The following is a 9084-nucleotide window of genomic DNA, read 5'->3' on the forward strand; positions in this document are numbered from 1 at the left end:
CTAGCTTGCGCCCCATGTCTGGATAGCATTCGACGCAACGAAGAAGAGCCACACCATGCCGATCGTCGCGGGAATGGCGATGTACCAGGGGTATCCCCGCGCACTGAAGTCACCCCGGTCAATCTGCCGCTGGTACCGGATGCTCACGAGCTTGATCGCTGCCCAGATAGTGATTCCCGGCAGAACGAGCACTTGAAGGATGAGCGCAATCAGCGGACGCCCCTGCGGACCTTGGATGTAGCCGAGGGTGATAGCCCCGATGTACAAGATGAACGCGACGATCAGCGAAGCGATCGTGCTTGCGGCCACCTGCTGCCAGAACTTCTGGTCGCGCACCCACCGCGCCGGCCATTGCCACCAGCGGGTCTCATCCGAGTGGTTCTCCGTGTCGTCGGCAGCCTCAGGTTCGGTCATGGGCAGAAAGTACAGCTCGCGACTGACAGGCCTACTTCTCCCGCTGCTTCGCCTTCCACTCCGCATAGGCGTCAATTTCATGCTTCGGAGCAGTGGCATGTACCCGGACGTTCCATCCGTGCCGCCAGGCGAGCTTCAGGTGACCGGCATCGTAGAGGCGTTCGTACTTGGTGTAGTCCTGCCGTTCCTCACCTGCGACCTGCCGGTGATGCCCGACGACGAACAGGTGATTGAGCTCCGGCATGTCCCAGAAGAGCGCAACGTAGCTCTCGTCGTAGTCGTAACTTACCGCCACGAGATCTCCGTGCTCATCGACTTCCATCGCGACCGTGCCGCGATCGTGGTTAGTGTTCCAATCATCCCAGGACACGGGGAAGCCACTGCGCATCATCGCCACCTTTGGTAGGGCCGGAAGGTAGAGCCACGGTACCGGGCATCCGCGGGATGTGCGGGAATGTCGTCCGTTCGGATGAAAAGGCTTGGCGGGATAGAGACTTTTCCACAGCCCCTATATTTTGCAATACAAAGCTATTGCAATTTAACGCTATTTCACTCATACTAAAGTCATACAATTAAACAAGGTATTCACCCTATGAAAAAGATTAGCCTCAAATCGCTCACCCGCCGTACCAAGCTCTTCGTAGCTACCGGCATCGTTCTAGCCGGCACCTCATCCGTGCTCGCGTTCAACAACTTCGACAACTCCGCAGCGGACATCATGAGTCCGACCGAGGTCAAGGTCAACGACCACGAAGACCGCATCACGAAGGCGGAAGCCGACATCACCGAAACCAAGGGCCGTGTCGAGCAGGTCGAGCAGAAGACCGAAGAGAACACTCAGGCCATCGCCCAGACGAACGAACGCGTCACCGTGGTAGAGCGTCAGGTCGAGACCGTCCGTGAGCAGGTCCCTGCGCCATCACCCGCACCGACCCCTGCACCCCAACCCGCCCAAGCACCAGCTCCGATCCCACAGCTCAACCCCCGCAAGGTCGTGGCAGTAGCAGCGGAGGAGCAGATCAATCGCTACGGGGAGCACTCGGGCTGGACATGTAGGTACACGCTCGAAGGCGGCCAGGTAATCGTCAACGTGCAGCCAGACGCGTGTTACGTGGTCGGGCATGTGATCTCAGCGGAAATGGCGTCGCTGCATCGGGTGAGGTAGTCGGGATGGCACGAGAGATTGAGTTCAGGGGACGACATATCGCTAGGGGCACTTGGGTATATGGCCACCTCCTGGCGCCACACATCATCGGTGTGGTGAAAGAAGTCGACGACAAAGACGGTCGTGGATATCGCCCGGAGATACAGGAGTTCTGTCTAGTCGAGCGAGCATCTGTTGGACAGCAAACGGGCCTCAAGGACAAGAACGGCGTAGAGATCTACGAGGGTGACTTGCTTGACATCAAATTGGCGGGCGGCGACAGGGGCTTCGTTCCCGTTGTGTTTAGAGACGGGTCCTTCATGATGCATATACCGTACTGGGTGGGCGACTACTACCACCTAAGTGATTACGATAGTGGTTTGTACGAAGTCATCGGCAACATCTACGAACACAGCCATTTGCTAGAGGGCAACCAATGACCCGCTACCTCAAGCTCATCTTCCAGGGGCTATGGGAAGGTTTAGGCGACATCCTTGATGCTGCGAAAGAAGTGCCGTTCCTGAGCGCAACGCTCGTCATCCTTGTCGCGTGGTTCGTACTACTCGTCGCAAGCCTTCCGTCCAATCAACCTGCAATTACCCCACAATCCGCCGTCTCGTCCGCTCCAATAGCCCCGAACGTGCTCGAAGCACTCGTGAACCAGGAACGTACGTCCAAGGGCCTTAGCGCGCTCGAAACAAGCTCACAGCTACGAAAGAGCTCGTGCAACAAAGCGGCCCACCTCATCGAGCACGACTACTTCGCCCACGTCGCACCCAACGGCACCACTCCGTGGAGCTTCATCGATCAGGCCGGCTATCAGTACACCCTGGCAGGGGAGAACCTCGCGGAGCATTACCCAGACAACTACGAGCTCGTGCAGGCCTGGATGCACAGTCCGTCCCACCGAGCGAACGTCCTGGGGGAGTTCAACGAGCAGGGGATCTGCGAGCAAGAGGGGGTGGTGGTGATGCATGTGGGGGTCCGGGAATGAGCAAGCGACGAATCCCCGCCCGTCTGCGCAAAGCCTTCGACCGCTACGAGATCCGTACAGGCACCGCAGGCTTCGTGAGGTTGTACCGGAACGGTCAGCGAGTGATGCCGAAGAACACCACGATCAGATTCAACAAACGAAAGGAGACCACCTTGTAAATGGAACGCACCGCCCGCAAACGATATACGAAAGCTGAGGTACCAGAATCAGTCGCTAAGCTCACGCCGGCCGACTTGCTCGAAGAGGCGCTGACCTTAGAGCCCGGCGAACTCACGACATACAACCGCGCCCACACCTACTCAGTCCGCAATCAGATGCTCCTACGCTCTCAGGGCGTACGAGAGCCCGTGGCAAGCTACGAAGGCTGGAGGGCCTTCAACAGGCACGTCATTAAGGGCGCGAAGGGCAAGTACATCTACCGCCCGATCACGGTGAAGTCAGAGGAGATCGACGAGAACACCGGGGAGCCGAAGAAGTTCACGAAGTTCAAGCCGGTCAAGGGGGCATTCGCCTACTCCGACACCGAAGGCGAGCCACTCCCTGAGATCGAGCACCCGACCTGGAGTAAAGAGCGTGCCCTCGGAGCCCTCGCGATCCGTGAGGTGGCCTTCGAGGACGTCAGCGCCAACATGCAGGGCTACAGCTATGAGCGCAACATCGCCATCAGTCCGATTGCTCGGTACCCGATGAAAACCACGATCCATGAGCTCGGGCACGTCTGTCTGCTGCACACCACGAAGGAAGCGCACGCCGACTACCTAGAGCACCGGGGAATCAAAGAGTTTCAGGCCGAGAGCACGGCGTACATAGTCATGAACGAGCTGAACATGCGGGATCAGTTCGACCCAGCAGAGAGCCGGGCATACATCCGAAACTGGCTCCGGGATGAGAAGCCAAGCGACCAGGCGATAAGCCAAGTGTTTAAGGCGTCGGATGAAATTTTACGGGCGGGGATGCCCGAGGGGGAGAAGGAAGATGAGTAAGCAGTCGCAAGACACACCACTTAATGCAGATGATGAGCTGCGAAATAGAATATATAACGAGGTAAAACTCTGGATGACCCCTAACGAGTCCTTGCGGTTCATAGACGATTTTATGCCGATAATCCTAGCCGACCGCAAGAAGCATGCACTACAGGCGGGGATAAGTGAACTGGAGGCAGCAGCAGACAGCTTACGTTCATTTGGAGTTAAGGAGCTGATTGACGGCCGTATCGCAGAGCTTGAGCGCCAACAAACCGAAGCAATGAAAGGAGAGAATGTATGACGTACGAGCAGGAGAAAGAGCATCTTATCAATGAAATTTTGCACCATGGAAGAACTATGAAGATGCTCGGCTTTAACCAGGCAGCGGAGTCATTTCATGGAATAGAGAAGGCTGAAACTTCAACATTTGCAACAGCCCAGGCCTATCTACAAGACAAGAATAGATTCGAAGATCAGGAAAGAGCGCGGGTCGAATATGCCATCGAGAGACTTGTTGCGATTAGTCAAACCGAAGCAATGAAAGGAGAGTAAAGATGAGCACAGCATTATCAACAACTGAACTACAAAGGTATATCGAACGCGTATCTGACAGACTACCGAAAAAGATTATAGTAGATGGCAAGACGCTAACCCTTGAAATCAAGTACTTCGGCAGCCTCGACAACTTCTGGACTTTATCCTATGGAACCAACGACACGAAAGACACGTTTATTCATAGGGACGAAGCATCGCTCGAAGCATGTGTGCTTGGTGCATGGCGTAGCCTGGCGCTAAGGAAGGATGAGTGGGAGTTTGAATCATGAACCCACAACCCCCAGTAAAGAGTGAAGATGAAGTACAGGTAACAGTGTTTCCTGACCAATTTACATACACACATAAAGCTAACGAGTTTAACAGCACGGACTTTACCAACTGCTGCGGTGTGGCAGTAATTGATGAAGCACGCTGCCCACGCTGCAAACGCAAAGTTATAAGGCTAGAGAGGCAACCATGAGTGAACCAGCAAAGAGTGAAGATGAGCTACAGGAGAAACTAATAGCCAGTATGGTTGATGCTTTCCACATAGATGACTGCGACGGAGTTATCGTTGAGGTTAAGGATGTGAAGGCGTACGTATGGCATAAACTATTTCCACTCATCAAGCAAGAAGCCGAATCACACGCCGATGCAGTGATAGGCGAGTACGAGCGAACCCTAAAGGCACGGCCACCGTTTGTACGTAACGCGCTACGTGCCGAACAGCGCAAACGCAACGTCTACCCGATTAAGGACCCTAAGTGATGTTCGGCAAGCTCTACAACCTACTTGACGCAACCTGGCGCGACGGGGCGCAACTCGCGAGTCCTTCGTACCTGAGAAACGCAGATGGTAAGCCACTGCCGGCTATCCGCGTTGCGACTGCTCAAGAGAAGATTCACGACGACATCCTCGACCTCATCGGCCCCAACGAACCCGTCGACTACTTCAGCAAAAGTCCCGACCGAAGCATTCGCCCTGAAGCCCGCAACCAGGTACGGGATGAGCTGCGGGCGAAGGTGCGGGAGTGGGTATCGTCTAACGAGGATTAGTGCCGGCCTGCGTTTCAAAGAACCAATCGATACGATCAGCAATGATCGGGCCGTAGTGCTTGGCCTTCACGGTAACGAAGAACTTCGTAGTCTCTACGAGGTCGAACTTATTATCTCGGTATATCTTGATGGGTTGCATGTGTGTTTTGGGTTCCTGATTAGGTTATATACACATTGTAGCACACATTGTATCAGAAAGTCAATACCTAAAGCACGGAGAAGGCGGGCGACGCTTCCCGAGGTCCGATGGAGACCTCCGTCGCCCGCCAAGTGAGACTCTATCACTCAGTCGCACACGTGTTCGAAGAATCGCCGTCTATTGGTAGGCCGGGTCCCACCATGCACCCTCGGCCTCCAACCGCTCCGCTACGCTCTCCGGCATGACCGAGCAACTGTCATCGTGTTCCGTGGGATTGAAAGCACTTGCCGGCTCGGTGATTCCAACCGTGGGCGTAAGACCTTCCCAGCCGCCGTTGAGGCTGTACAAGTCCGGAACAACTTTCTCGGCCCGCCAGATAGTTGCGAGTAGATCGATGTCGACGATGCCGCTCGTATCGATCCCACCACCCGGAGCGCGCACAGCATCTTCGCCGGCAGGAAGCAGGCCAACGAGAAGTGTTGCAGTTGGAAGGTCTCCATCCCACGGCGGACGGTTGAAGTAGTACCACGTAGCAGCGCAGACCCCGTAGAGGTTCGGACCGAACTGGGCGTAGTTGATGTAGAGATCGAGCTGCCGTTTGTCCCCAAGGATTAGGTTGAACGGGTAGGACAGGATCGCCTCGACGCCTTTACGTACCGCCTGCACCGGCTTGGACTGCCCGCGGATGAGGAAGATGTTCTTCACGAGCTGCTGCGGGATGGTCGAGCCGGAAGGGTCTTTCTCACCCGCTAGGAAGGCATCGATGCGCTCGATGAAATCCCCAACGTGGAATGGCCCCTTGCGCGTTCCGAGTTTGTCGTCTTCATGGATGAGCACCGCAGCCACGTAATACCGACTGACATAGTCGATGTCCACGTACTGGTAGACCGTCTTCCCATCCGCCTCGTCGGTGAGCATGAACATCGTCCGAGGGGGAGTTGCGATGACGTACAAGCACGGTGGCAGAAGCATCGATGCCAGGATGGCCACCGTGCTCCAGAGGGTCCACAGCTTCCACCGGGGCCTCTTCCGCTCGGGAGGGTTGGGTTCTCCATCCCATGGCCCGGCGTCCGGTGGCTCGGTGATGGGCGGTTCGGGCGGGGCCGGCCGAGTTTGTTGTGGGGTGGCGAGCAGGAAGAACGGTTCGAGACGCTTCCAACGCTCGCTCGCGGGACGGGGGGAAGGGAATGCAGGGCTCATGGCGATCCCCAAGTGGTGAGAGGCCAGATAGGCGTCACGTGACGGAATACGGGTGTAGTCCATCTGTAGGACAGAATCGTACGGGAATTGCTGTTACCCTGCTATAAATTTTTGGTAACTGTGAAAGGCGGGTGGAAATGGACGAGCAGATTCACCGCAGGGTGCAGCGCACCAGGGAGCTTGTGACTTCCCTCGTGGAAAGCAACCCGCTGTACGCCGACTTCCATCCGGACCTGCGCAGGCAAACCATCGAGAATCTATCGGCAGAGCTGGATGACTTGGTTGATGAGGAATTCATCTACGCGATTTCAGATCGCGAGGGGAGCCACCTTGCGGGACTGCTCGAAAGACTGCCAGATGACGAAGGGGGATTGCTTGAGGTTCGGCGATTCCTTTACAGCTGCGTGATACCGCACGATGTTATAACCAACGAGGTCTACGCCCGGTTCTCTAGGGAGTACCCCGGTGTGAACGGGATACAGGTACGCCCTGGTCCACGCGCTTAAGCGTGGCCAGGGCGACCGTTTTCGTATTGGCGTTAGTCTTTCATCATTAGCGCTAGTTGCCCTAGCATGATGATAATCTGGACTACACCGATAATGGTGGCGATCTCCACTTAGTCATCAACCCTCCTATCTCTCGACGATTTCGAGATTGCCGTTTTTCGGCAACGATTAACTTTACCACAGATTTCAGGTTGACTTGATTAGTTCGCGATAGACGAATATGCGCTGTTGTCTTATGCTAGTAGCATATATGGCAGCAGGCGGTAAATCAGGCGGCGAGCAGGCGGACAACCTTCCCATCAGGCGGACGGGCCGCTTCGGTGATGACAAAGACCCGAACATGGGCAAGGACACTCAGTTCAAACCAGGTCAGTCCGGGAACCCTAAAGGCGGACCAAAAGGGAAGAAGCTGAGCACGGTAATCCAAGAGATGCTCAATGACGAGAGCTTTATCGAGCGGCTTGCCGAGAAGCTCCCCGACAACAAGAAGCCGGACCCAGATTTTCAGGGGACGCCGATGAAGGCGATCGTCGCTACTGCGATCATCGAGTCCTTCGATCCGAGTGGTCAGTACAAGGCGCGGGCCGCTGCACGTGAGTGGATAGGCAAGTACGGGTTCGGAACGAAGATCGACGTGACCTCGGACGGTGAACGCGTCGAGGTTGCTCCACTCGTGATCAGCAGTATCAAGTCACGAGGTACGGGCGATGCAGCCGCTGAGACTGAAGAAGAAGCAAGCTGAGGTCATCGAGGCGGCGAATGATCCGACCGTCGACACGATCGTCCTGATCGGCGCAGTCGGCACCGGCAAGACTGACATTGCTGCGCACCTTGTCCTGTCGATCTGCCATCAGTTCCCCAAGACCCGCTGGCCGGTGTTTCGTGTGAACCAATCGACCGCCGTTGAAACGGTGATTCCTTCTTACCTGGACATGGCCGAACGCATGGGAATGGTCCAGGGAAAAGACTTCCTCTACACCCAGAAGCCCTATCGCATCTCATTCCCTAACGGCTCGACTATCCCATTCCGTGAGGCAGACGCCACGAAGGACCGGGGCGGCAAGAAGATCAAGGGAATAAACGCTTCGGGGAACCATCTCGATGAGGTGGACGAGTTCGAGTATGAGATGTACTTGCAGGCGACCTCTCGTAAAGGGCGCAAGAACGAGAACGGCCAGCCATCCCTCTCGATCCTTACCGCCAACCCGAACGACGGCTGGCTGAAGGAGCACATCTACGACAAGTGGAAGGCCGGAACCCTTCCGAAGAACATCCGGGTCATCGAGTTCGGCATAGAGGACTCCTGGCAGTCCGAAGGCGACATCGCCGCGCTTATGACGAACCCGGAGTGGTGGGTCGAGCGCTATCTTCGGAACAACTGGGACTACGCCGACGAATCAAACTCGCTCTTCAAGTCGCGTCACTTCGCGGCATCGTTAGCTGACGAACTAGACGCTAATGCCCCACGAGTCGCCGGCTATGACGTGGCGTGGAAGGGCGAAGATCGCTCTACTCGGGCACTGTTCTACGGACTCACCCTGGCTGACCTCGCAATAGTGAAAGCGAAGAACGTGCGCATGGAGACTTCCGAGCAAGCGGATTGGCTGATCGAGGACGCAGTGGACAGCGGGTACGGCATCGAGAACTTGGCAGTGGATGCAGTGGGTATCGGAGCCGGGGTAGTGGGTGACCTCGTCACCAAGGACCTGCACCCGTACGAGTTCATGAGCGGGCTCCCGCCAGACCCGAGCGTGATGTTGCCAGGGGTGGCTGCTTCGCCTCTCAACTTCGGTGATCTTCGTTCGCAGATGATCTACCTGTATGCACGCGGTGTCGAGCTGGGGATCATCAAGCACTTCAAGGGCTGTCCGTTCCTGAGCGAGCTGCAGAAGGAAGCGATGATGCACCAGTTCGATGTGACGGAGAAGATCCTGAAGGTCGAGAGCAAGAAGCAGATCAAGAAGCGCCTTGGGGTGAGTCCTGACTTGTTTGACGCCGTGATCATGGCGCTTTACGTGGCACTGCGACCGATCGAACCATTCCCCGGTGATGACGACGCCTTCGGACCCACAGAACCGTATACCTCTGGGATTCTCGACCGGGCCTTCTAACTCATTTACTAAAACCGCCGGG

Annotated in this window: 15 protein-coding genes; 12 read left to right on the top strand and 3 right to left on the bottom strand. The window is 56.2% G+C overall.

Annotated elements, in window-relative coordinates; translation table 11 throughout:
- Positions 1-414 (bottom strand): hypothetical protein, encoded by a 414-nt coding sequence (locus C6Y44_RS09890; RefSeq protein WP_192378786.1) that lies wholly within the window; start codon positions 412-414, stop codon positions 1-3.
- 31 nt (positions 415-445) lie between these two features.
- Positions 446-805, bottom strand: coding sequence for a hypothetical protein (locus C6Y44_RS09895; RefSeq protein ID WP_192378787.1), 360 nt, complete (start codon positions 803-805; stop codon positions 446-448).
- Positions 806-1006: 201 nt separating this feature from the next.
- On the opposite strand from C6Y44_RS09895, the gene C6Y44_RS09900 reads away from it, so the two are divergent.
- From C6Y44_RS09900 to C6Y44_RS09940, 9 genes are all read left to right on the top strand, one after another.
- On the top strand, positions 1007-1579 hold the full coding sequence (locus C6Y44_RS09900) for a hypothetical protein (protein ID WP_192378788.1): 573 nt from the start codon (positions 1007-1009) through the stop codon (positions 1577-1579).
- A gap of 5 nt (positions 1580-1584) precedes the next feature.
- Positions 1585-1998 (top strand): YopX family protein, encoded by a 414-nt coding sequence (locus tag C6Y44_RS09905; protein WP_192378789.1) that lies wholly within the window; start codon positions 1585-1587, stop codon positions 1996-1998.
- Positions 1995-2552, top strand: coding sequence for a CAP domain-containing protein (locus C6Y44_RS09910; RefSeq protein WP_192378790.1), 558 nt, complete (start codon positions 1995-1997; stop codon positions 2550-2552). The genes C6Y44_RS09905 and C6Y44_RS09910 overlap by 4 nt, the downstream gene beginning before the upstream one ends.
- A 158-nt stretch (positions 2553-2710) precedes the next feature.
- A complete protein-coding gene (locus C6Y44_RS09915) occupies positions 2711-3535 on the top strand; it encodes a hypothetical protein (RefSeq protein ID WP_192378791.1) in 825 nt (274 codons plus the stop codon).
- Positions 3528-3818, top strand: coding sequence for a hypothetical protein (locus C6Y44_RS09920; RefSeq protein ID WP_192378792.1), 291 nt, complete (start codon positions 3528-3530; stop codon positions 3816-3818). The genes C6Y44_RS09915 and C6Y44_RS09920 overlap by 8 nt, the downstream gene beginning before the upstream one ends.
- Entirely contained in the window at positions 3815-4069 is a 255-nt protein-coding gene (locus tag C6Y44_RS09925) for a hypothetical protein (RefSeq protein ID WP_192378793.1), read from the top strand. Before C6Y44_RS09920 ends, C6Y44_RS09925 begins: the two co-directional genes overlap by 4 nt.
- 2 nt (positions 4070-4071) lie before the next feature.
- Complete coding sequence (locus C6Y44_RS09930; RefSeq protein ID WP_192378794.1) at positions 4072-4341, top strand: hypothetical protein; 270 nt, start codon at positions 4072-4074, stop codon at positions 4339-4341.
- A 187-nt stretch (positions 4342-4528) separates the two neighbouring features.
- On the top strand, positions 4529-4819 hold the full coding sequence (locus C6Y44_RS09935; RefSeq protein WP_192378795.1) for a hypothetical protein: 291 nt from the start codon (positions 4529-4531) through the stop codon (positions 4817-4819).
- Positions 4816-5106 carry a hypothetical protein gene (locus C6Y44_RS09940; protein ID WP_192378796.1) on the top strand — a complete coding sequence of 97 codons (291 nt, stop codon included), beginning with the start codon at positions 4816-4818 and terminating at the stop codon, positions 5104-5106. Before C6Y44_RS09935 ends, C6Y44_RS09940 begins: the two co-directional genes overlap by 4 nt.
- Positions 5107-5422: 316 nt before the next feature.
- Here C6Y44_RS09940 and C6Y44_RS09945 read toward each other — a convergent pair whose 3' ends face one another.
- Positions 5423-6508, bottom strand: a complete 1086-nt coding sequence (locus C6Y44_RS09945) for a transglycosylase domain-containing protein (protein ID WP_225623771.1) — start codon at positions 6506-6508, stop codon at positions 5423-5425.
- Between the two features lie 74 nt (positions 6509-6582).
- Here C6Y44_RS09945 and C6Y44_RS09950 point away from each other — a divergent pair, with 74 nt between their 5' ends.
- From C6Y44_RS09950 to C6Y44_RS09960, 3 genes are all read left to right on the top strand, one after another.
- A complete protein-coding gene (locus C6Y44_RS09950) occupies positions 6583-6951 on the top strand; it encodes a hypothetical protein (protein WP_192378798.1) in 369 nt (122 codons plus the stop codon).
- Positions 6952-7201: 250 nt separating this feature from the next.
- Positions 7202-7693 (top strand): DUF5681 domain-containing protein, encoded by a 492-nt coding sequence (locus tag C6Y44_RS09955; protein WP_192378898.1) that lies wholly within the window; start codon positions 7202-7204, stop codon positions 7691-7693.
- Positions 7659-9062: a DEAD/DEAH box helicase family protein gene (locus C6Y44_RS09960; protein ID WP_192378799.1), complete on the top strand. Its 1404-nt coding sequence runs from the start codon at positions 7659-7661 to the stop codon at positions 9060-9062. Before C6Y44_RS09955 ends, C6Y44_RS09960 begins: the two co-directional genes overlap by 35 nt.
- The last annotated feature ends 22 nt before the right edge of the window (positions 9063-9084 follow it).

The organism is Rhodococcus rhodochrous (assembly GCF_014854695.1).
Lineage (GTDB): Bacteria > Actinomycetota > Actinomycetes > Mycobacteriales > Mycobacteriaceae > Rhodococcus.